This window comes from Bacillus sp. AF23, assembly GCF_020861455.1.
In the GTDB taxonomy this organism is placed as follows: domain Bacteria; phylum Bacillota; class Bacilli; order Bacillales; family Bacillaceae; genus Bacillus; species Bacillus halotolerans.
Genome location: NZ_JAJHVY010000010.1, coordinates 120,838 through 142,018, shown reverse-complemented (window position 1 = coordinate 142,018; position 21,181 = coordinate 120,838). Strand labels below are relative to the sequence as shown.

Annotated in this window: 28 protein-coding genes, 1 tRNA gene and 1 pseudogene; 5 read left to right on the top strand and 25 right to left on the bottom strand. The window is 41.5% G+C overall.

The window, feature by feature from the left end; translation table 11 throughout:
• Positions 1-26 precede the first annotated feature (26 nt).
• Both sipW and tapA read right to left on the bottom strand, forming a co-directional pair.
• Positions 27-611 carry a signal peptidase I SipW gene (gene sipW / locus LNN34_RS02890; protein WP_059293608.1) on the bottom strand — a complete coding sequence of 195 codons (585 nt, stop codon included), beginning with the start codon at positions 609-611 and terminating at the stop codon, positions 27-29.
• Positions 583-1,344: an amyloid fiber anchoring/assembly protein TapA gene (tapA, locus tag LNN34_RS02885; RefSeq protein ID WP_069487187.1), complete on the bottom strand. Its 762-nt coding sequence runs from the start codon at positions 1,342-1,344 to the stop codon at positions 583-585. The genes sipW and tapA overlap by 29 nt, the downstream gene beginning before the upstream one ends.
• Before the next feature lie 276 nt (positions 1,345-1,620).
• Here tapA and LNN34_RS02880 point away from each other — a divergent pair, with 276 nt between their 5' ends.
• Complete coding sequence (locus LNN34_RS02880; RefSeq protein WP_024122040.1) at positions 1,621-1,944, top strand: YqzG/YhdC family protein; 324 nt, start codon at positions 1,621-1,623, stop codon at positions 1,942-1,944.
• 42 nt (positions 1,945-1,986) lie between these two features.
• Here LNN34_RS02880 and LNN34_RS02875 read toward each other — a convergent pair whose 3' ends face one another.
• The 10 genes from LNN34_RS02875 to corA all read right to left on the bottom strand — a co-directional run bounded on the left by LNN34_RS02875 (position 1,987) and on the right by corA (position 7,925).
• The gene (locus LNN34_RS02875) at positions 1,987-2,166 is read right to left on the bottom strand and encodes a YqzE family protein (protein WP_003236949.1); all 180 of its coding nucleotides are present in this window, start codon (positions 2,164-2,166) and stop codon (positions 1,987-1,989) included.
• Positions 2,167-2,237: 71 nt separating this feature from the next.
• The gene (gene comGG, locus LNN34_RS02870) at positions 2,238-2,612 is read right to left on the bottom strand and encodes a competence type IV pilus minor pilin ComGG (RefSeq protein ID WP_059335411.1); all 375 of its coding nucleotides are present in this window, start codon (positions 2,610-2,612) and stop codon (positions 2,238-2,240) included.
• The gene (gene comGF / locus LNN34_RS02865) at positions 2,613-2,996 is read right to left on the bottom strand and encodes a competence type IV pilus minor pilin ComGF (protein WP_157722684.1); all 384 of its coding nucleotides are present in this window, start codon (positions 2,994-2,996) and stop codon (positions 2,613-2,615) included.
• A gap of 25 nt (positions 2,997-3,021) precedes the next feature.
• A complete protein-coding gene (gene comGE / locus LNN34_RS02860) occupies positions 3,022-3,369 on the bottom strand; it encodes a competence type IV pilus minor pilin ComGE (protein ID WP_059352380.1) in 348 nt (115 codons plus the stop codon).
• The gene (gene comGD / locus LNN34_RS02855; RefSeq protein ID WP_044154579.1) at positions 3,353-3,784 is read right to left on the bottom strand and encodes a competence type IV pilus minor pilin ComGD; all 432 of its coding nucleotides are present in this window, start codon (positions 3,782-3,784) and stop codon (positions 3,353-3,355) included. Before comGD ends, comGE begins: the two co-directional genes overlap by 17 nt.
• Complete coding sequence (gene comGC / locus LNN34_RS02850; protein WP_010334925.1) at positions 3,774-4,070, bottom strand: competence type IV pilus major pilin ComGC; 297 nt, start codon at positions 4,068-4,070, stop codon at positions 3,774-3,776. Before comGC ends, comGD begins: the two co-directional genes overlap by 11 nt.
• A gap of 13 nt (positions 4,071-4,083) precedes the next feature.
• On the bottom strand, positions 4,084-5,121 hold the full coding sequence (gene comGB / locus LNN34_RS02845; protein WP_215510344.1) for a competence type IV pilus assembly protein ComGB: 1,038 nt from the start codon (positions 5,119-5,121) through the stop codon (positions 4,084-4,086).
• Positions 5,108-6,178 carry a competence protein ComGA gene (gene comGA / locus LNN34_RS02840; protein WP_215510343.1) on the bottom strand — a complete coding sequence of 357 codons (1,071 nt, stop codon included), beginning with the start codon at positions 6,176-6,178 and terminating at the stop codon, positions 5,108-5,110. The genes comGB and comGA overlap by 14 nt, the downstream gene beginning before the upstream one ends.
• A gap of 320 nt (positions 6,179-6,498) precedes the next feature.
• Positions 6,499-6,909 (bottom strand): CBS domain-containing protein, encoded by a 411-nt coding sequence (locus LNN34_RS02835; protein WP_101864532.1) that lies wholly within the window; start codon positions 6,907-6,909, stop codon positions 6,499-6,501.
• 62 nt (positions 6,910-6,971) lie between these two features.
• Complete coding sequence (gene corA / locus LNN34_RS02830) at positions 6,972-7,925, bottom strand: magnesium transporter CorA (protein WP_044154576.1); 954 nt, start codon at positions 7,923-7,925, stop codon at positions 6,972-6,974.
• A gap of 143 nt (positions 7,926-8,068) precedes the next feature.
• Here corA and LNN34_RS02825 point away from each other — a divergent pair.
• Positions 8,069-9,398: pseudogene (locus LNN34_RS02825) on the top strand (hemolysin family protein).
• A 78-nt stretch (positions 9,399-9,476) separates the two neighbouring features.
• Here the strand turns inward: LNN34_RS02825 and LNN34_RS02820 are convergent.
• Complete coding sequence (locus LNN34_RS02820) at positions 9,477-10,316, bottom strand: STAS domain-containing protein (RefSeq protein ID WP_059335417.1); 840 nt, start codon at positions 10,314-10,316, stop codon at positions 9,477-9,479.
• 96 nt (positions 10,317-10,412) lie between these two features.
• Between LNN34_RS02820 and LNN34_RS02815 the strand changes: the two genes are divergently transcribed.
• Positions 10,413-10,483 (top strand) — tRNA-Gln (locus LNN34_RS02815).
• Positions 10,484-10,548: 65 nt separating this feature from the next.
• Here the strand turns inward: LNN34_RS02815 and mgsR are convergent.
• Complete coding sequence (gene mgsR / locus LNN34_RS02810; RefSeq protein ID WP_052330300.1) at positions 10,549-10,929, bottom strand: transcriptional regulator MgsR; 381 nt, start codon at positions 10,927-10,929, stop codon at positions 10,549-10,551.
• Between the two features lie 233 nt (positions 10,930-11,162).
• Between mgsR and LNN34_RS02805 the strand changes: the two genes are divergently transcribed.
• Entirely contained in the window at positions 11,163-11,408 is a 246-nt protein-coding gene (locus LNN34_RS02805) for a DUF2626 domain-containing protein (protein ID WP_033884711.1), read from the top strand.
• A gap of 39 nt (positions 11,409-11,447) precedes the next feature.
• Here LNN34_RS02805 and LNN34_RS02800 read toward each other — a convergent pair whose 3' ends face one another.
• Positions 11,448-12,083, bottom strand: coding sequence for an MBL fold metallo-hydrolase (locus LNN34_RS02800; protein WP_024122052.1), 636 nt, complete (start codon positions 12,081-12,083; stop codon positions 11,448-11,450).
• 156 nt (positions 12,084-12,239) lie between these two features.
• On the opposite strand from LNN34_RS02800, the gene LNN34_RS02795 reads away from it, so the two are divergent.
• Positions 12,240-12,413 (top strand): DUF2759 domain-containing protein, encoded by a 174-nt coding sequence (locus LNN34_RS02795; RefSeq protein ID WP_010334935.1) that lies wholly within the window; start codon positions 12,240-12,242, stop codon positions 12,411-12,413.
• 32 nt (positions 12,414-12,445) lie between these two features.
• On the opposite strand, the gene LNN34_RS02790 is transcribed toward LNN34_RS02795, so the two are convergent.
• The 10 genes from LNN34_RS02790 to rpmG all read right to left on the bottom strand — a co-directional run bounded on the left by LNN34_RS02790 (position 12,446) and on the right by rpmG (position 21,102).
• A complete protein-coding gene (locus LNN34_RS02790; RefSeq protein WP_010334936.1) occupies positions 12,446-12,760 on the bottom strand; it encodes an MTH1187 family thiamine-binding protein in 315 nt (104 codons plus the stop codon).
• Between the two features lie 3 nt (positions 12,761-12,763).
• A complete protein-coding gene (locus LNN34_RS02785) occupies positions 12,764-13,822 on the bottom strand; it encodes a hypothetical protein (protein WP_101864533.1) in 1,059 nt (352 codons plus the stop codon).
• Positions 13,823-13,889: 67 nt separating this feature from the next.
• A complete protein-coding gene (locus LNN34_RS02780; RefSeq protein WP_101864534.1) occupies positions 13,890-15,020 on the bottom strand; it encodes a M14 family metallopeptidase in 1,131 nt (376 codons plus the stop codon).
• Between the two features lie 81 nt (positions 15,021-15,101).
• Positions 15,102-17,018: an LTA synthase family protein gene (locus tag LNN34_RS02775; protein ID WP_059293597.1), complete on the bottom strand. Its 1,917-nt coding sequence runs from the start codon at positions 17,016-17,018 to the stop codon at positions 15,102-15,104.
• Between the two features lie 116 nt (positions 17,019-17,134).
• Entirely contained in the window at positions 17,135-18,100 is a 966-nt protein-coding gene (glcK, locus tag LNN34_RS02770; RefSeq protein WP_059352375.1) for a glucose kinase GlcK, read from the bottom strand.
• 17 nt (positions 18,101-18,117) lie between these two features.
• On the bottom strand, positions 18,118-18,327 hold the full coding sequence (locus LNN34_RS02765) for a YqgQ family protein (protein ID WP_024122057.1): 210 nt from the start codon (positions 18,325-18,327) through the stop codon (positions 18,118-18,120).
• A gap of 130 nt (positions 18,328-18,457) precedes the next feature.
• Positions 18,458-19,978, bottom strand: coding sequence for a rhomboid protease YqgP (gene yqgP, locus LNN34_RS02760; protein WP_101864535.1), 1,521 nt, complete (start codon positions 19,976-19,978; stop codon positions 18,458-18,460).
• 88 nt (positions 19,979-20,066) lie between these two features.
• On the bottom strand, positions 20,067-20,240 hold the full coding sequence (locus LNN34_RS02755; protein WP_069684691.1) for a hypothetical protein: 174 nt from the start codon (positions 20,238-20,240) through the stop codon (positions 20,067-20,069).
• A gap of 66 nt (positions 20,241-20,306) precedes the next feature.
• On the bottom strand, positions 20,307-20,870 hold the full coding sequence (locus LNN34_RS02750) for a 5-formyltetrahydrofolate cyclo-ligase (protein ID WP_059352373.1): 564 nt from the start codon (positions 20,868-20,870) through the stop codon (positions 20,307-20,309).
• An 82-nt stretch (positions 20,871-20,952) separates the two neighbouring features.
• Positions 20,953-21,102, bottom strand: a complete 150-nt coding sequence (rpmG, locus tag LNN34_RS02745; RefSeq protein ID WP_003153056.1) for a 50S ribosomal protein L33 — start codon at positions 21,100-21,102, stop codon at positions 20,953-20,955.
• Positions 21,103-21,181: the final 79 nt, after the last annotated feature.

Here is a 21,181-nt window from a genome sequence, read left to right as displayed (position 1 = left end):
ACCTGTTGCCAGGTTTACAACTGATGTTAAGTGGACATCGTATTGTCCTTTGTCTCTGTTTCCAAGGCTTTCGTCTTTCTTTCAATCTCTCTGATCGCACTGCTGATTGTCACAAAAGAGTAGATCAGCAGCATAACGCCAGGAACAATCAGTAAAATAGCAGTGCCGATCGGCTGACTGGCAAAATGAAGCATGTAGCCGGCATAAGGAAGCTGAAAACCTGTATATTGCGCGCGGACATTTTCATCCGACACAGGCGCAGAATCAGCTGCGGCGTTATTATCCCCTTTTGTTTGGAATAACAAATGATCGCCTTGCTTTTTCATATCAATAATTCTATGGGTCACCGCTGTGTCTGCATCCTGCATAAATGTGATCACGTCGCCCTTTTGGAGCTCTTTCACATCTGTGATTTCTTTAACGAGAATTAATGAGCCCGTTTTAAATTCAGGGTCCATTGAGCCAGACAGTACTGATTTCAGCGTGTATCCGAACACTGCCGGCTCTCCCCCGGATGAACGTGTTGATATGACAACTAGCGTTAACACAATAATCAGAGTAAAGATGATTACGTAAAGAATATTACTGATCAGCTTTAATGCTTTTTTCATCCTCTTCCCCGCTTTCCTTCTGAACTGGTTGATTTTCTTTGTCTTCATTTACGGCTTTGTCGGCTGTTTTTTCTTTATCTGTCTTGTCTTTTCTGTCACTGTCTGCTTGATTGTGCTGATTTTTCACAGCCGGCTGACTTTCCTTTTTCGGTGCTGTCGGTTTTTCGTCACACTTCACAATTGTCATTGGTTCCGACCACTCAGACTTGCTGCCGTCCGCCGGATAGCCGGCCGGTTTATATACTTTAAACGCATAAATGCCGGGTTTCACTTTTTTATTTGTTTCAATTTTGTAAAGTGATTCGCCTATCTGGGTGGAAACGTATCCTTTATCTATTACGCTCCCGTCTTTTAGCGGTTTGCGGGTGTTTGCCAGTTTATGAAGCTCCCACTTCCATTTCGATTTCTTAAGTTTCTGGCCTCTGTTTTCCAGCTCGGCAAATAGACGAACAGGGGAACAGACAGTACCTTTTGTATCTGTTTGATTCACCACGTGTAAATCACTTTGGTCCCACCGTTTATCATAATGACAGTTTTTATCTGTATGCTGAAAGTTCTCACACGTTTGAAGCGAAACATCAAAGTTTTCAATATCATAAAAAGCAGCGCTTGTATCTCCGGTAAATTGTAAGCATATAGCGGCTGTCAGACTGAATATGGCTGAAAGCTGAAAAACAAGCAGCACTCTTAATTTTGTCTTAGCCTTATGCTGATTGCGGAACAATCGAAACATACCTTACCCCCTGTAAAACACTGTAACTTGATGTGACAGTCGTTCTCTTTTAAGAACCGCACAAACTGAGTATAATCAACGATTGAAGGATTTAAAAACACCAAAATCCGCCATTTTGTTCGTTTAAAAGAATGTTTTCATCATATTGCATAGCCTTACTCAATATTGCTCACCTTTTTAAGTTTTTAGAATTTTTCGGGATTGTTATGTGAGAAATTAAACGCATATCCGGTTAACATTTGGCAATAATAAACAACAAAGAAAGGGTGACGGCTTATGATCAAACAATGTGTGATTTGTCTGTCTCTTCTCGGTTTCGGCACCAGTGCCGCTCAAGCAGAAGAAGGGCCGCTTGTAACCGCCCGACACATGTCAAAATGGGAAGAGCTTGCTGTAAAAGAAGCAAAAAAAAGGTACCCGCTCGCACAGGTACTGGTTAAACAAAAAGTTTGGGACCGCAAAAGAAAAGACGAAGCTGTGAAACAATATCATTTAACCCTGAGAGAAGGCTCAAAGGAATTCGGCGTGTTTGTCACAATTTCTTTCGATCCTCATAGTCAAAAGGTGAATAAAATTGCAATTTTAGAAGAATATCAATAAGGTCCTCCATGTGAAGGACCTTGCTCGTTATATTGGCACAATTTATTTTTTTCTTTTCAGCCATAGCCTAAAACCATAAGGTAAAATACCGAACCAATGCTGAGAAGCAGGCGTTTTTGTTTCTTTTCGAACCTCTTTTCGTTCTTTTCGCTCATCTTTTGGAGTGTCTATATATTTCACAAATTGCTGAGTCATATATTTGACATAATCATTCGTTTTCACGTGATCACCTCATCATTCAGTTATTATGAAGTGTTGGCTCACACGACTTTTTTTATACACATACCGCTGGTTTATTCTGTCCAGCTCAGCAGTTTTTTCTGATTTTGATCGAACAGCAGCTGAGCGTTTTTTTCTGTTCCCGACTCTGTGATGGCTTTAAGGGTGATTTCTTGCTGTTCTTTTATGGTTGTTTTGCGAATGTCATAAGATACATGTCCATATTGAAACTGCTGTGAACCCTTTCGGCCTGGTCTGTGCTCAAGTATATGCCTGATGGATAGAAGCGCGCCATTTTGCAGCAGATTTTCTCCTGTGTAATACTCTTTTGTTTCCTTCTCAAACATATGGCGTGAAACAAATTGAGGGGCGGTGAAATTCACAATCAGCATCACAAGGGCAAATGTAAAAAGAACGGCCGGATAGATAAACCCTTTTGAGTAGTACATTCACCCACCTCCTAACGACGTATATACCGGAAAAGCTGTTTGATACTCTTTATCATTCTCATTCTTGACTTTCAGCCAAAGCATCCCGTTTTTAACCTCGGCTTTCATTGTTTTAATATGGTCAAGAATCGGAACATGCCCTTTTCCGTCTACTCTTTTCCTGATCATTGAATGGTAGATTTCAAAACGGACCTCTTGCCCTGACAGATTTCTGCAGATTAAGACGCTCCCATGCTCATCTGTCTGCACTGTCTGCGATTGCTTGCACTCATTCATGATCTGCTCTACCGAAATGATCCATTCCCGCTGCATGAAGCCCTCATTCTCCTGTTGACGTGACAAAAATAGATGAAAGTACATCGCTAACGATCCTGATATGAGCAAATAAGCAGAGAGCGAAAATAATACATTAAGAAGCGTATAGCCAGTCTGTCCGCAAAATGCTGAGGCAAAATGGCTTGTCTTTATAGGTGTCTGATGAGATGCATACGTTTTGATACTCTCCCTCCTCCTCCCATGTCATCGAGTATTTGCTATTGTTCATCGAAACAGCCTGTGACGAATTTCCTGCTCCTGTCAGCATATATTTGCCTATGCTTTCATTAACAAGCTGATAACCAATTTCTCTCGACTCCGCTATATGTTCATCAGCTATCAGCTTGTTCCACAACGGCACGATCGTCAGAAGCATAAACAGCCATATGCTGAGGGCAGCCATTGTTTCAATTGTAGAAAAGCCTTTATTTTCTCTCCACATTCACTCTTCCGCTCCCTAAATAAACTGTTATGTCATAGGCGGCACGCCCTTTTATACGGATTTTCCCGCCTATATTCGGGTGCCCTTTCTCGTTAAATTCCAAGCGGTCTTTTAATGTCAGTGACTCTGCAAAAAGACCATGATGATATGTACGGTCTATAACAGTGTCACCTATGATTAATTGATATTTTTTCTCTTGAAAAAGAATCTTTGTTCTTTGATGATTGGAAATTGCGGTCTGCTGTGCAAGTAAAATATCGTTTTTCAGCTGGGATACTGTCTGCCGTAATGCTGTATTTTCATAAACAGGAGGAAGCGTGGTAAACACCGCAATCAGCATAATAGAGGCAAGGCTTAAAACAAGCAGGCTTTCTAAAAGGGTGAATCCAGCTTCCCCTTTTAATTTAATGTTCAACCTTAACCTCCCCGCCGGTAATGATAATTTGCTTTCCATTTGGACAGACCGCATCTTTTTTCACATAACCTTCTGCCTGTAAATCGCCGAGGCTTGGTGTCTTCCCGTCATGATCGAGTTCATATGCTGTTACCTGCGCCTTTATCATGTTTTGCAGGCCTTCACAGCCCTTTTTCTGAATGGTTTGATTATGTTTTGTTACATTCGGTATGGTGATCAATAGCAAAATAGAAATAATAAAGAGCACGATCAGCATTTCCACAAGTGTAAACCCTTTCTCGTTCATCAGCCTCTTCCTTTCACATTTGATTCATCATCTGATACATAGGCAGGAGCATCGATAGATAAACAATTAAAATCATCCCTGCGACAAATCCGTAAATAATGGGCTGAAGAATGCCTGTCCATTTTTGTGACTTGTCCTCAAGCCTCTGCAATATAAACTGGCTGTATGTGAAGAGTTCCCGATCCAAGCGGCCGCTTAGCTGGCCATGAGATATCACTTTTGAAAAATCATTTTCGTAAAAAGGCCGTTTGCATAAAGCAGCTTCAATGGTTTCACCGGCTTTTAACCGTTCAATCATTTGTTCAGCTTCATGGCGGTAAAAAGGGAGAAACGTTTGATGCCTAAATGCTTTCAAACTGTCATAAATAGAAAGACCTGATGCTAGCAGACTGCTCAGCTGTAAAGAAAAAAAGTAGCTGTTAAACAGCCTGACCAGCTTTCCAAACAAAGGAATGCTTACGCAAATGAACATTTGATGGTCAGGGGATTTTTTCTTGAACACAAACCAATAATAAAGACCTATTCCTGCAGCCAAAATGGCCATTAATATGAACACAGCATCAAGGTGCTGAAAAAACGCAAAAATGATGTCTGTTGTGCGTGAGGTTTCTACATTCATCGATTGATAAATACCGGAAAACTGAGGGATGATGATGTTTTGCAGCATATAAAGCATGACAACAACAGTAAAGATGAGGAAAAGAGGATATCGCAACACCCTTTTTACCTGTTCTGCCTGGCCTGCTTTTCGTTCCAGCAGCTCCCCGCTCTGAATCATGGAAGCCGGCAATTCCCCATGTGTTTCAGCAAAATAACAAATACCGACGGCTTCCTTATGAAATGACAAGCTCTTTAATACATGGTAAAACGATTCCCCTTCTCTCAACCGGCTTATGGCGTTAGCCAAGTCCGCCAGCTGCCTTTTATTCATTTGCAGCTGCATCAGGCGCAATCCGTCTAAAAGACTGTATCCGCCCGCTGTCATTTCACCCAGCCTTTTCAGTAAATAGGCTTGATCCTTTAACGGCCAAACTTTTCTAATCTGTTTCATGATAAACCCACCGGTCATAGTTGTTTGTCGTTAAATAGCCGAGCGCAATCCCTTTTCTTATAATTTGACGCAGCGTTTGATATTGGTAATTTGCATTGTCCCCTTTCGCTTCCTGGATACAATGCTGAAGGTTTTTCCCGTAAAGCAGCTCGTATACGCTTGCTCTCCTGACATTTCGTGACAGGCGGCAATACACTGATGAACATCCGTCTTCACAAAACGGGCAAGCCAAATCAACTAAACGCTGAGCCGCTATCGCAATAACCGTTTGCTCGATTTCATTCATATTAATGCCAAATTCAAGCAGCCTGTAAATCGCGCCCTTCGCATCTCTCGTATGAAGGCTCGTCAGCACTAAATGACCAGTCATCGCTGCCCGCACCGCGATCTGGGCTGTTTCAGCGTCTCTTATCTCACCTAAAACGATCATATCGGGGTCATGGCGCAAAATAGCCTTCAGCCCTGTGGAATATGTGACACCGGCTTTTTCATTCACCTGCACTTGAAGAACATCTTCATCCCTCGTTTCCACTGGATCTTCAAGTGTGACAATGTTTCGATTAAAATGTTTTTTTGCATATTGGATCAGAGAATATAATGTTGTTGTTTTCCCAGAGCCTGTTGGTCCGGTAAAAATCAGCATGCCGTGGGAGTGTTTTAAAAATGAAAGCAAGGTGGCTCCTGTCTTTGGGAATAAAGACAGTTTGTCAATCGAAGGGATATTATACTGAGGCATCACTCTGATGACGAGGCTTTCTTCGTTAATTGTCGGGAGCGTTGACATCCTTAAGTGAACGTCACCCTCTTTTAATTTTAGAGTAAGAGATCCATTTTGCGGCTTTCTTCTTTCCCCTATGTCCATAGCTGAGAGAAACTTAAAATGAGAAATGAGCCTTACACACTCTTCTTTTTTCATGTTTCGCTTTTTCAGCAATGCATGGTCAACCCGAAAATGAATGATTGCGTCCCGTTCCCTCGGCACAATGTGAATGTCAGAGGCCTTCGTCCTATATGCCTCTTCAATTAAAGTTTTGCTTGTTTTTTCTATCGAATCCACTTTGATTCCCTCTCCTTTCAAAGCGTATTGTAGAAAAAGAAGACATGGTAATCAAACAAAGAAAATGTGATTTTCTGATGTATTTACAACTTTAAAAAACATTTCGCCCCTATCAAAAATAGAAATTCAGCTATATGTATCACATCATTTTCAATTTTAATAAGGATTTGAAAAGAGATTGATGGACAAATGTACGCAGTCCGGCTCTGGATCCAAAGAGGGATTTATAAATCGGAGTATGACGCTTTCTAAAATTGGCGAATCAGTTTATTGTATACAAAATAAAAAGGAAGAGGCAATTACCTCTTCCGAACTGTTTGTTATGCTGATTTAGAAATTTCACTTAATGCTTTACCGGCTTTCTGGTCTGTGTCTTTCTTAACGGAAAGGTCGCCTAACGCAACAATACCCGTTAAACGTTCATTTTCAAGAATCGGTAAACGGCGGATTTGATGCTCTGCCATGAGCTGACTCGCTTCATCAGCAGACATATCAGGATGACCGGAAACGATTTCTGTGCTCATGATATCACTTGCTTTCGCCTCCATTTGATCTTCAGCTAAGCTTCTGGTGACAATGTCCCGATCAGAAACGATGCCTTGAAGTCTGCCGCTTTCACAAATTGGAATCGAACCGACATTGGAGTCTTTCATCTTTTTGGCTAGTTCAGTGACTGATGCGGTTGGCTCGCAGCATTCTACATTCGCAGTCATGATATCTCTTACTATCATTTCAATTCCTCCTTTACCGTGTTCTATTTTTTCTTTATCCGCTGCACAAAAAATGAAACATTCTACAGGGTCCGCCGTTTTCGAGATTTCTTTTTATCCTTCCGTTCCTGCAGCATATCTCCCGTCCAGCCTTTCTTCTTCAAATATAGGTAGATTAAGACTGTAGAAGTGATAATCAATAAGAGAGAAAAGACATAACCGTATTTCCAATTCAGCTCAGGCATCACAGAAAAGTTCATCCCCCAGAGGGCCCCCAGCGCTGTAATCGGCGTAAAAAGCGTCGTAAAAATGGTCAGCGCTTTTACAATTTCATTTCCCCTGTGCGAGGTAATGACTTCCTCTGAATGAAGCAGATTGTTAAGCTCCCCTTCAAATTCGCTGATGTATGTAAACCCCCTGTCAATTTTCAGGTGTGTCCGCTGATAATCCTTTTTTCCTTCATTTTGAGGCAAAAAGGTTTCTTTCAACGCCATTTCAATTTTTTTAGCGCTTAGGATTAAGTTTTTCCAAATCATCAGTTCATGGCGCAGGAGATGGACGCGATTTAAAATGCTTTTGCTATTGTCGTCTTTGATTTGCCATCTGAGCTTTCTCAGCTTTACTTCAAATTCATCTATACCGATTAAATACGCATTCATTAGTTCGCCGAGAAGAATCAAAAACCCCTCTATTGCATTGTTCGCTCTTTCCATTTGCTGGACAACTTGTTTTCCCTTAATCCCCTCCAAAATCGAAAAATCAAAGTTAATTGTGAAAAAATATTGCCTAGTAATATAGAAGTGAAAAACGGTATGGTCTTTTTCCTCGCCAAGCCCCTGATCATATACGATCGAGCCGAATACCGCTTCATTCTCAGCTTCTGTTGTATCCACGCGCAAAAAGTTAATATGATGATTATTTTCAAACCACTTTTCACATTGCGGCCAATGAGAAAAATGGATCAGATCTCTTGCCTTATCTCTTTCCTGAGGCCCCATTTGGTACCAAAACCAATCTTCACCTGTATGTACCTTCATGTTACGATCCTCCAGACTTTTATTCTTTTGTTCTTTAATTGCCCAAGGAGAAGCATTCCTAAACCATTTAGGCACTTCATCACATGTTTTGTGAGCTTTTGCCGGTGGTATGGAATGTAGAAAGACATCGGAAAGGGAGGTGCATGCCTTCCTTGGAGAAGGCAGTTTATTTTGGAATTTATCAATTTATTAGCAGTCGCGTTTTTAATTTTGTTAACGGGATTTTTTGTCGCCGTAGAATTTTCAATCGTAAAAGTAAGGCGATCCAGAATTGATCAGCTTGTCGCAAAAGGCAAAAAAGGCGCTAAAGCGGCAAAACATGTGGTCACACATCTTGACGAATATTTATCAGCCTGCCAGCTGGGCATCACGGTCGCAGCTTTAGGACTCGGCTGGCTGGGTGAACCGACAGTACAGACTCTGCTTCGTCCGCTCTTTCATAAGGCAGGTTTAAACGAGTCGCTTACCCATCTTCTTTCCCTTATTATCGCCTTTTTAGTGGTAACGTATTTAAATGTCGTCATCGGGGAGCTGGCACCGAAAAGCTTCGCGATTCAAAAAGCAGAAAGCATTACGCTGATGCTCGCGAAACCATTAATCTGGTTTTATAAAATCATGTTTCCGTTCATTTGGCTCCTTAACCAGTCTGCCAGAATGATCACAGGACTTTTTGGGCTGAAGCCGGCATCAGAGCATGAACTGGCTTATACGGAGGAAGAGCTTAGAGTACTGCTGACCGAAAGCTATAAAAGCGGAGAAATCAGAAAAAGCGAATTAAAATATATGAATAATATCTTTACATTTGATAAACGAATGGCAAAGGAAATCATGGTCCCGCGAAACGAAATGGTCAGTTTGTCTATTGAGGATGACTCGATTCCAAGCATGCGGGAAACGGTTAAGCAGACCAAATATACCCGTTACCCGGTTGTAAAAGAAGATAAAGATAACGTCATCGGCGTAATCAATATGAAAGAAGTGCTGTTTTCATTGCTGACGAAAGATTTTTCTTTTCAGAAGCACAAAATTGAACCCTTCATACAGCCCGTCATTCATGTCATTGAGACCATTCCGATTTACAAATTACTCATCAAAATGCAAAAGGAACGCACTCATATGGCGATTCTCATTGATGAGTATGGCGGAACTTCAGGATTGATCACCGTCGAGGATATTATTGAAGAAATTGTAGGAGAAATACGCGATGAATTCGATGCAGATGAAGTGCCTCATGTTCGAGAGCTGGGAAAAGATCATTATTTATTAAATGCGAAGTTATTAATCAGTGACGTGAATAACCTGCTTGGAACTGATTTATCAGATGCTGAAGTAGATACGCTCGGAGGCTGGTTTCTCACACAAAACATAGACGCCGAGCCTGAAAGTGTCATTGAATATGACGGCTACTCATTCAAGGTAAAAGACATCGACAGTCACCATATTTTGTTTATCGAAGTAAAAAAAGCTGAATAGCCTAGCACAGGCTGTTCAGCTGTTGCTTCTCTTCATTGTTGAACGTGCTTCAAAAAAATACATCCCTTAAGGGACATCTTAAGATTCTTCTATCTTAAATCCTTTGTTGGCTAAAGCTTTAGCAAGACTTTGCTCTGTTTTCACATTCGAAAAATCTAATCCGAGCTTCACAACAGTCTGGGCGATTTCAGGCCTGATTCCTGAAATAATCGTCTCAATGCCCAGCAGTTTGGTGCTGTCAATCACTTTAAAGATTTGATAGGCAACCATCGTATCGACGATAGGAACACCGGATATATCTAAAAATAAATATGAAAGCTTTAACGCCGAGCATTGGGCCAAAACGGATTCCAAAATGGTTCTCGCTCTGTACGTGTCAATTTCACCAACAAGGGGAAGAATCCCAATCTCTTTAGAAATCGGCATAATCGGTGCGCTCAATTCATTGATCATTTCTTTTTGCGCATTTAATTGGATCACCGTGACCTGATGATATTCTTCTGTAAATACCTCGATTATCTCATCAATCGTTTGATTCAAAATCTTGCTCCACTCAAATATCTCCTGGATGCCGATTTCTTGGGAAGAAGCGGCTTCGCTGTAGTCTTGAATCCATTGCCACATGATGTGCCTGAAAGCGTTAAACTGACTGACACTTTCCGTCACGGTCACTTCATGAACAGCACGGTCTCTGGCACATTGAAGTGACCATTGGTTAAGCTGATCCTTCACCTCTTCTTTTCTAATGGATTTTGCTACAATAGCTACCAATGATTCATGCTGCTCTTTTAATTTTCGTTCTAATTTTTGCTGATCTTTTGCAGAATACAGCAAACTTCCTTTTAACGTGCATGTTTCCAGCCATTGGAGTGTAATGTCTTCTTTGTGCTCTGTTAAATACTGATCTAGAGCTTTCATTTCAATCGGTTACCTCCTGTGATGTTTATCTTTCAAAAAGTGTATGATCGATATGTATAACTTGTCTCACGTTACACATACTATTTTTATATTCAATGGGCTATAGCCAAGCGGTAAGGCAATGGACTTTGACTCCGTGATCGTTGGTTCGAATCCAGCTAGCCCAGTTTCTGAACCGTGAAAAACCGAAGATAAGCTGATTCAAGCAAATCAGCGGATCTTCGGTTTTTCATCATGCAGATTGATGAATCGTTTTCTTCTTCGATAACTTTAACAGTTCTCCCGGATTGTATCCGATAACAAGTTTCCTGTTGTCCACGAGAATCGGACGGCGCAAAAGCTTCGGTTTCTCAATTAAAAGTTCCAGCACTTCGTTTACAGTCATATCTTCAATGTTTAAATTTAAATTTTTGAAGGTTTGGCTTCTTGTTGCTAAAATTTCGTCAATTCCTTCTGTCGTTAAAGATAAAATATACTTTAATTCATCCATCGTTGGAGTTTCTCTGAATAAGTGCCGTTCGTTAAATTCAATCTGGTGCGCTTTGAGCCAATGTTTTGTTTTTCGGCATGACGTGCAGCTTGGGTATGAGTAAAAAGTTAATTGTTCCATTATGTTTTTTCCTCCTCCAGTTAACCATCTCTTTGTAGAATAACTACCCGTAACAATTTTTCTTTAAACCATTTATTGAACTTTTTTTCGGGTTATTTCTAAAAAACCGCACATATAATAGAAAACGCAATCAAAGGGTTAAATACCATTTTTCATATTAATAATGAAAATGTTTACATTTTTGTTCGTGATCTATTATAATAACAATCAGAGGGACTCTCGGGAGGGGATAAAAAATGAATCGCATGTTCCGGGTGTTAGGATTTTGGACGGGAATATTTGCAGTCATGTTTTATTTAGGTGATATGAAAGATGCTTCCCTTTTATTTTTTGGACAGACGATCTTATTTGTGTTTCTATCGTATTTGAATTTAACAGAACGGATGTACATTTATATCTTTGGCGCTTATTTAACCATCTTCTTTGCCGGCTTCACATACTATTCCATTTTTATTATGGCACCAGGCGGAGGAGGACATTAAAGGCAAAAAGAGACAAACCTCATCGGTTTGTCTCTTTTTCTATAATGAAAAACCATTTAAAAACGGATTTTGATCCTGCTCAGTCTGCACGTCAGTTTCAGGGCCATGTCCGCTTAACACCAATGTGTGCTCCGGCAGCGTAAGCAATTTTTCATGGATAGACGTCAGCAGCGTTTCTTGGTCGCCTCCATGTAAATCTGTACGGCCTATCCCGCCTTGAAACAGGACATCACCGGAAATCACCAGGTCGGCATCCTTTACGTAATATGAAACGCTTCCCGGGGAATGTCCCGGTGTAAATAGCGTCTCCAGATGGAAAGGCCCAATATTCAGCTCACCGTCCCCTTCAATCAAATGATCTGCCGGCTTAGCTGTCACTTCTATCCCTCTCAGCATCCCTGAGCCGTTTAATGAGGCATCTGTAAGCCAATTCTTTTCATTTTGATGCAGATAGACAGGAATATCCCATCTGTCTCTCACGTCATCCAGCGCCCCAATATGGTCAAAATGGGCGTGTGTCAGTAAAATGGCTAAAGGCGTTAATCCTTTTTCTTTTATGTATTGGTTGATTTTATCTCCTTCGCCGCCCGGATCAAAAATCAGGCATTGATCATCACTGATTAAAAAATATGCATTCGCTTGAATCGGTCCTACAGGCATTCTTCTCCATTTCACTTTTCTCACCTCTTTCCTTTTTATGCTCCTATTATGAGGGTTTTTGAAAAAAGATTCAAACAATCGCTATGAAAACGCTATCGACAAACACACTGAAAACGGGTAGAATAAAAATGGAAAGAATTGCAGGTTTTTCAATGTAAAGGGGGCTGCGTAATGTTACTTGTCGTGATTTTCGGCCTTGTCGCTCTTTTCGCTTTGTGGGGAGTCTTGCGTTCTGTGAAAAACAAAAATATACTTGGATTTTTATTAGCCGGGGCCACCTTGTGTGTGTTTGGCTGGTTTACAGTGATGACGGTGATAAACAGCGGTTATCCTACTGCACATTAAAACCTGTATCCAATGGGATACAGGTTTATTTTTTATTGCTGTAAATGTTTATTCACGCTTTCTATTTTACTTTCAAGCGTCGTTTTTTTGTCCCGTCTGTCATCGATGCGAATGTTGGTCGCCACTCTGTGAAGCCCTTTTTGGAACGGCGCTTCGTGAATCGCCTGAATCACAGTAAAAAGGTCGCTGAGCTCGCCTTCAATCAGTGTGTTCATTGGTGTCAGCTGATATTTGATTTTCCCTTCTGCCTTGTAGCCCTCTAAAATTTTCTGCACATCCGCCACGTAGGCGCTCACACTAGGTGTTTCTGTTCCGATTGGGATAATGGTTACATCTGCGATAGCCATTACTTATTCCATCTCCTTTTTATCAATGATGATTGGCTTCATTTCATGAGATATTAATGAAATTATGCGCTCAAAATGAAAACCGTACAACGCATATTTTCCATTCGGGGATAGTTGGATCGGCTCCATTTCAGGCAAGGTAAGAAGATCCTGCGCCTTTCCCGATTTCATATCGATCGCTGACAGCTTATATGCGTCCCCGCTTTCTTTAAACGTGTAAAACAGACCGCCAGCCTCATCATAATCATATTCCATCGGAGCCAGACTTGTATATTTGGTTTGGAGCGGCCAATCTGCTGTAACTGCTTCACCATTCAATTGCGGTGATGTAAATTCATACAAGCCGTTCTCTCCGGAATCTGCTTTGACGGTAAAGCTCATATTATGAAAAGAATCAAAGTAAAGGACATCCTCCTCCAGCTTTTTCTCCTTTTCAGAAGCAATATCATACGTATACAAAGGGCCTTCTTTATCGTTTCTTCCCTCTTTTAGATAGTCAAATGTGTCTTTTGAGGTCCAATGGACAAACGGTACCTGTATTCGACTTAAAGCAGACTTGTCTTTTTTGGCATCCACGTGGTATGTATTGAAGTCCCAGTTTTCAGTGAATACCGTGACCATCATTTGATACGGATCATACTGATTCCATGCGGCCTCCAGCTCGTACGTTTCGTATTCTTTCTGGTACAGCGTCTCCCCTTTTTGATTCAGCAAAACTACTGCTGTCTGTTGGCTATGCGTGATCTGCAGCAGAATCATCTGTTTCTTGGGATTGATTTGAACATCAACGATTTGACCATCCGTCTGATAGAACTTTTTCGTTTTGCCATTAAAGATTTGATATGCAAGAAGCTCTGTTTTTGTCGGATCTGAGACTGTATAGAGAATTGTGTTGTTATTGAGCCAGCCTTCCGCTCCGTCCGCTTTTCCTGCTGGCAGCGGAACAATCTCTTTTTCCTCACTTTTTGCCGTCGCTGCCTGTTTTTGCTGCTGATGAGATGGTTCGCATGCCGATAAACAAACTAGCAATGCTGACAGCAGAATCAAACAAACTGATCTCATCAGCCTCCCCCTCCGATCATAATTATTGTCCCATATTTGATACGGCACGAAAAAGAAAAAGTTTCAGTTATTCAGGAAAAAATAACGACCTCCATAAGATCCCGCTTGTCGCCTTGTAAATATGTGAAAACTGCTCAAACGGCAAGGGATTTTGGCCTTTTCCAAGTTCCACCGTATAACCTTCCTTAAAATAGTGATGAATAAACCAGTCGCGGAATCCCGCATAGCTGTCAATATCCTTGACTCCTTTATAAATGTTTCCGCTTATCGTCTCAAAATCCTTTATTACCGCAGCCGATTCTTCGGGCTCAAGGCCTTTATATCCCCAATAGATTTCTTCTCCTTGAGTGTGAAGGGCCACCAGCCTGTCAGGCGGATCCGCTGTTATCAGCTGCTGCATCGCAATGGATTCCGGCTCCGTGAGCGGAGAAGTTCCGGGAAAGTCTCGGTAGCTGGGCGTTTTTGGTTTGCGGTATTTTTCAATTTCCCATAAAGACGGGAATTGTTTATTTAAATCAACTCCGTTAATATTTGCTTTCCATTCATTAAAATTCGGCCGATGGCAGTTTAGTCTTTCAAGTTCATCTCTCCTGTCTCCCATGCCCGCTGATCCGTGTAAGACAAGATCAACGCCATCCGGATTCACAAGAGGAACAAGAGACAGAGAGGTTCGGCTGAACAGCTCCAAAGGAGTAAAACCAAAGAAATTCGTATTATGACATAAAGAAAGGCAATATTCCTTCAGCCACTTCAGCAATACAGACGTGGTAATCCACTCATTTGCATGAAATGATGCATTCATGTGAACTTTTTTGGAGGTATGCTCTCCCCCAACTGCCAGCTCCCAGATCGGCCTGCCCAAAACAGAACGTCCGATTTCCCGGCATGAAACAAACGGAAACACATTGATTATTTTTTTAATTTCCTCTTCGACAGCTAGAAAGTCATAGATTTTTTCTTGCTCCAGCCAGTCATCAGCAGGCTGAAGCTGCAGCGGGTGTAAAAAGCGCTTTACTTCCTGAATGGATTGAAGCTCCTTATCAGTGCTTTCTTCAATCTTATAACCCGGACAGTACAATTGATGTTTCTGCGCTGTTTGATTGGCACTTCTAAGCAATGTCTCATCTACCTTCAGTTCTCTTGCCAATAAAGCCAAATTGTATTTGATCTCAGGTTTTATCGTAATAAACGCCATCATCATCCCCCTTTTTGTTACTATATGACGGCGTTTTTTAAAAAAGAAAGCCTCCCGCATTTTTTGATACGGGAGACTTTGTGATCATGAGGCCTGATCAAGAATTTGTTTTTCTTTTCTTTTTGACGAATTGTCCAGTCTTTCCTGATCATAAAATCGTAACAAATCTCCGTAAATGATTTCATCGGAAAGTGAAAGTTCCTGCTTCGCTTTATCAGCAAATGTTTCACATTGTTTTGCCTCTTTCAAAGGCTTTCCGCTCGCTTTGTCATAACATAGACCGTCAGTGTACACGATCTGGTCTGTGATAAAGCTTCCGTCCCGCAGCACTGTAAAGTCCAGTTTATCGTCAGAAAGCAGATCGTTGCCGAATTGAATGAAGTTCTTTGTATCAATACCTAAAAGATTCATCAGCGTCGGTCGGATATCGATTTGTCCGCCTACCTTATCAATCGTTTTCGGCTTCTTGTCTGTAATTCCAGGAATATGAACGACAAACGGCACTTTTTGGAGCTGCACTTCTTCAAATGGTGTAATTTCTTTCTCTAAAAACTGCCCCATCGCTTCATTATGGTTTTCCGATATTCCGTAATGGTCACCGTATAAAACAATAATGGAGTTATCATATAACCCGTCTTCCTTCAGCTTTTCGATAAATCGTTTCAGCGCCTCATCCTGATAGCGAACAGTTGGGAAATACTTGTTTAACGTTTGGCTGCTTGAATCATATTCCTCAATCAATTTGTCCTCTTCATCAAGGTCAAACGGAAAGTGGTTCGTGAGTGTGATCAGCCTGGAGTAAAACGGCTGAGGCAGGTTTTTCATCAGCTCTGAAGACTGTTCAAAAAATTCTTTATCCTTCAGCCCCCAGCCGACTGAATTATCGTCATTTACATCATACGATTCAATATCAAAAAATGAATCATACCCAAATGAATCGTACATTAAATCGCGATTCCAAAAGCTTTTATTATTGGCATGGAGCACCGCTGAATAATATCCGTTATTTTTGAGAATCTCTGGCGCGGCCATGTATTGATTGCCCGCATTTGTAAAGAACACAGCGCCTCGTCCAAGCGGATAAAGTGAATTGTCAACGATAAATTCAGAATCAGAGGTTTTCCCCTGCCCGGTTTGGTGGTAAACATTACTAAAGTTATAGCTTTCTTTTATAAAGTCATTCAAAAACGGGGTGATTTCTTTTCCGTTCACCTTTTCATTAATCACAAAGCTTTGTGTCGACTCCAGAGATACGAGTATGACGTTTCTGCCTTTTGCGGCGCCAAATAAGTTCTTATTGGCATCTTTCGCATTGGCTGTGACATAGTTTTCAATTTCCGTCAGGCTGTTGCTGTCAGCCAGCGCTCTTTGTGCGGATTGCTTTGACTGAAGTACTCCGTCATAAATATGAAAATTAAACAGGCTGATATTTTTAACGAGCATTTCTCTGTCAAATGAGCGTGTCAATAGCTGCGGCCGTTCTGCCTCAGACAGACCTAAGTTGAAGAAATAAACGGAAGCCACAAACAAAAAATATGCCGCCCGTTCATTTTTCGTGGAGGGGATGTCTGATTGAAAGGCTTTTTGACGCATATGAAGCCATATTAAAATCACGATATCTACAGCCAATAGGAGGTCTGTCGGCTCAAGAAGCGTTCCGATGCTGCTTCCCAGATCGCCCATATTGCTTGTTTGAAAAAGAACCGGAATCGTTAAGAAATCATTGTAAAAACGATAAAAAACCATATTCGCCAGCAAAACAAATGTGACAATACAACTCATGGCAATAATGTAACGATTTCTGTTTCTTCCCTTTAAAAACAGGCTGAAGCCAAAAATAAGCAGCAAAAAGCTCAATGGGTTGATAAACAGAATAAATTCCTGCGTAAGATTGTCAATTTTAATATGAAAACTGGTTTTGTAAACAACATACGTTTTCAGCCACATCATTAACATGGCAATCAGCATAAATGAAATCATCGAAAAAAACGTTTTTCGCATTTCAACCTCCTATGCAGCACGCTCAAATAAATCAGTCTATTCACAACATTCTCATTAACACATCAAATTAAATCTTAACCTGAACATAACAAAAAATCAATTTCATTTTCACAAATTTAACAATTTTGGTGTTTCAGCCATTCATTCTTAGCAATCCAAGCCCCTCCGATAACGCCCGCATCATTGCCAAGCGCCGCAATAGATATATCAGCCGCTTCCGCAGCGCGCGGAAAGGCACATATACGGAATGTTTTCTCGACTTTGGATCTCAGCAATTCTCCGGCTCTTGAAACGCCGCCGCCGAGAACAACTTTTGACGGATTAAGCGAGCTGGCCAGATTGCCAAGCACCAGGCCGAGATGCTTAGCTACATAATCGACAACTTCAAGAGCTAATTCATCATTTTCATTTGCTGCTTCAAATACATCTCGTGCCGTTAAATGATCAGATGCTTTTAATTGAGTCGGCTTTTTAGCTTTTGCAATTTTCTCTTTTGCAATTCTAACAATGCCAGTTGCTGACGCGATGGTTTCAATACAGCCTGTTTTACCGCAGTTGCACGGCGCCCCACCTTCTGGGATGCTGCAAATATGGCCGATTTCTCCGCCAGCGCCATTTATCCCGTGCACAATCTCCCCATTCACAATAATACCGCCGCCAACTCCTGTGCCTAGCGTAACGAGAATGACGTCTTTTGCGCCATCACCCGCACCCTTCCACATTTCTCCGAGCGCGGCAATATTCGCATCATTTTCTATAACCGCAGGGATGCCTGTTTCCGTTTCCAGATGATTTTTTAAAGCATAGTTTTTCCAGCCCAGATTTACCGTTTCATAAACGACCCCAGTTGCCATATCTACTGGCCCCGGTGCGCCCATTCCTATATATTTGACGATGTGCTTCGGTTTATGAAGCTCATCCAGCTTGCTGTCAATCGCTTTTGCTATTGTCACGGTAATGGTGTCACCGGACTTATCGGTCGGCACTTCCCATTTATGCTGAATCTCTCCATATTGATTAATAAATGCGAGTTTTATCGTCGTTCCTCCAAGATCGATTCCCGCAAACCATATCTCGTCCATTTTTATCACCTTAACCTTTACGTGAATCTCTTTCGTTTTTTTGTTTGTTCCAGCTCTTTATGAAGGACAGCTGCCGCTTTAGCCCACTGCTCCTTCTCAATCATATGATTTATATAAAGTTCCTTTAATTCATCAAGCATAAACTCAATTTCAAGCTCTCTGTCACCAAAGTAAACAATGTGTCCAAATGTTTTTAACAGCTGCTGTACATCATAAAATGTATTCATATTCCTCACCATTCTTGATCTTAACTATAAATAGCGTAGTCATAAAGAAGCGGCCAGTCAAGAAGAAAACGCTGACAAAAATACCCGGGTTTCATTCCTTGGCAAATTCAACGTTTTCTCATCCAGTCATTTATTCTTTATTATTTTCAATTTGCTGCTGCAGTTCTATGTAACGCTTCTCCTTCGGCTTCAGCTTTACAGCGGTCCTGATTGCCTTGTCAGCTTGACCAAGTTCATTTTTTTCCGCATACAGCAATGCCAAATTGTAATAGGACGCATGGTCTTTAGGCTCTTTTTGCACTGCTCTTTCCAAAAGAGAAATCACCTGATCATATTCGCCGATTTGAATATCAGAAACTGCCAGGATTTTCAGAAGATCAGCTGAAGCGTCTTTCTGCTCTGCTTCACCGTTCAGCAATTCGGTTACTTCTTTATATTTCCCTTCCTGGTAAAGCTCATTTGCCTGACGGATCAGCGCTGTCTCCTGATGGGACGGTGAATGCAATCCGTAATAGAGAAACCCGCCGGCCAGGGCAGCCAGCAGCATCGCTGATACCATTTTTTTGCCCCAGTCTTTTGCTTTTGGCAAACCAAGTGCTGCCGCAGCAAGAAAACCGCCGGCCAAGCCGCCAATATGCCCCGAATTATCAATATTTGAGACCGCAAAGCCAAAACCCAGATTTATCAGGATAATAACAATAATATTTGTGCCTATCGTTTTTAGAAACATTTTTCTGTTTGACACAGCTACATACAGCAATGCGCCTAAGCATCCGAATATGGCGCCTGAAGCACCGGCTGAAGGATACGGACTGAACACGAAGCTGGCGATCGATCCCGTGATACCCGCCGCCAAATAAATCAGCAAAAATCTGCCTGATCCATACATGCGCTCAACAGCGGTTCCAACTGACCATAAAGCCAGCGTGTTAAAGGCTAAATGCGCAAGGCCGATGTGAAGCACAATCGGCGTCAGCAGGCGCCACCATTCTCCGGCTGCAATCAGGCCGTTTTCCTTAGCACCGAAAGCAACAAGCGTCTCCGTATTGGTGCTGCCTCCGTTTATTTCGAGCAGAAAAAACATCACGAGCTGCAGCGCGATGAACAAATATGTAAAGATAGGTTTTCCGTTCTGGAAAAACGCCGCTTCTTTTTTTCGCTGTTCTTCTTGTTTCTGCACTAGTGAAAAAAAGTGTTCTTTCGCCATTTGGACGTGTTCCAATGAGTCTCGGTCTTCCGTCCATTCAACAGCATCAAGTGAGGGAAAAACTGCCTGCAGATCTTCATGAAGCGAAGTGCCAGTCACAAGTGCCGTTTCAACGGATACCTGTCCTTTTTCAAAAGGCTTTTCAGTGATTTCCTCCCAGTCATCGACAGGGGCTTCCGCTGAAATCAGCACATTCAGCAGCTTCAAATGCCGCTTGCCGATAGACTTCCTGACATGCTCTACTCGCTCCGCCTGCACTTCTATATCCCTTACAATTTCTTGGCGAAAATCAATATTCTGTTTAAAGAGGCGAATCAGATCATGAGAGGATTTGTCCGGTGCTTCCATCCATATTTCATCAGATTCACCGGATTGTATGACGCCATACCCTCTTCTTACTAAATGCGCCGCGACCTTCCAATATGTATACTCCAACAAATACATGTTTACCGCTCCAATGGTTTTTTTTCATTATAACAGCTGGTGCTCTTGACGCCTACTAAAAGCAAAAAATCCCGTGAAAACGGGATTTTTAAAAAGCTTGCTGTATAAACTTATTGCGGATAAACGGAATTCTAAAAAAAAGATGAATAAAGGACCGTCTGATTCCCGGCTGGCTGAGCACGGTATTCATGAGACGGTAACGGTTTTGGTAAAACATCACGGCAGAAACAGCACAAATGGCATAGATCATAAATTTTTTCATTATATCCCTCCTGCTATTAGGGTTTGTTATTCTTTCTTATTTATTCTTGACGGAGGGACGAGTAAGCTATGAAAAGCAAGAAATGATTCGATCCTCAGTAACCAGCATTTGAACCGGGATATCATGTGACAGATGCGGCACATGATCATACAGCTGGCATTCTAAAAGCAAAGAAACTGTGTTCCCTTTATAATCATTTAAATAACGATCATAATAACCGCCGCCAAAGCCAATCCTATAGCCGTCAGCATCGAAACATACACCAGGCACGATCATCAAATCAATCTGTGATTGGATCACTTCATTCGTTTTCTCAATCATCGGCTCCTGAAGTCCGGCGTAAACCGTTTCAAGCTGATCATCCGCTTGGAATGTGCGGAATTGCATTCTTTTCGTATCAGGATCACACTTTGGAATACAAACTTCTTTCCCTTCGCCCCAGGCTTTTTCGATGATCGGCCGTGTCGGTACCTCCAGCCCCCTTGAAATGGTGACGGCTATGATGCTGGCATTTTGCCACCCTTGGAGAGAAAATAAATGCTCGTTGATACGCGCCGTTTTCTTAGACAGTTCTTCATTCGATATCGCTGATAACGTTTCTATTGTTTTTTTTCTTAATTGTGATTTCATTTCCATCCCCCTCGGAATAGAAAAAAGCCAGAACCTTTTTCAAAGCTCTGGCTTTTTTCTTACACCTCAAACAGCTATGCTGTTATTTTGTTTCACGGTGTAACGTAGATTTTTTATCACGTGGGCAATATTTTTTAAATTCAACGCGGTCTGGATTGTTGCGTTTGTTCTTTTTAGAAATATAGTTACGCTCACCACATTCTGTGCAAGCCAAAGTAATATTAACGCGCATTGTTTTCCCTCCAAACTAAATATCATTTACTTATTCAGACTTATATATAATACCACTATAATGCACGGAATGCTAGGAT